Genomic DNA, 255 nt, shown 5'->3' on the forward strand with positions numbered 1-255 from the left:
TTTTCCGTGATGTGCGCGCACTATCTGTTCGATCCGGACTTCTGCAACGTGGCCTCTGGCTGGGAGAAAGGCATCGTCGAAAAGAACGTGCAGGACAGCCGGAGACGAATCTGGCTCGATGCTCAAAGCTGCATGTTCCATACCTTCGAGGAGCTGAACGTCTGGCTCGGCCAACGCTGTCGTACGCTCTGGGCCGAACTTGTACATCCGCAGTACAACGGTTTGACGGTGGCAGAAGTCCTGGAGCTGGAGCAG

At 56.9% G+C, this 255-nt stretch carries 1 pseudogene; it reads left to right on the forward strand.

The features are described from left to right. Positions 1 to 255 (forward strand): annotated as a pseudogene (locus tag QMX98_RS35175) (IS21 family transposase); the annotation flags it as partial.

Origin of the sequence: Pseudomonas sp. PS02303, from assembly GCF_029959925.1 — a bacterium.
Classification (GTDB): domain Bacteria; phylum Pseudomonadota; class Gammaproteobacteria; order Pseudomonadales; family Pseudomonadaceae; genus Aquipseudomonas; species Aquipseudomonas mandelii.